The organism is Anaerovorax odorimutans, from assembly GCF_024459955.1.
GTDB lineage: Bacteria > Bacillota > Clostridia > Peptostreptococcales > Anaerovoracaceae > Hominibacterium > Hominibacterium odorimutans_A.
Map to the genome: position 1 here is coordinate 1 of NZ_JANFXK010000137.1, position 275 is coordinate 275.

1 pseudogene is annotated in these 275 nt (G+C 49.5%); it reads right to left on the reverse strand.

What is annotated here, in order from left to right:
- A pseudogene (locus tag NE619_RS18210) lies at positions 1–275 on the reverse strand (hypothetical protein); the annotation flags it as partial.

Below are 275 nucleotides of genomic sequence, written 5' to 3' on the forward strand. Positions count from 1 at the left end.
CCCAGATAAGCATCCGCAGGCTGTGTTATATTTGCTTCCTGGAACGCATCCAGGGCATCTATAGCCGCATACAGCATGTCTTTGTCATAGGTGGTCGTTGCTGACATATCGTAGTCATTCTGATGCGCAAATGACAGGAACCACAGAAACGGATTCTGCTTGTCCTTCAGCTCCTGGATCTTGCCGTCATCCACATACTGCATATTCATCTGTGATGCCACGATGGATTCCGTCTTACCGTCCCGCTCCTTCAAATGCAGCGTGTAGGACGCAAT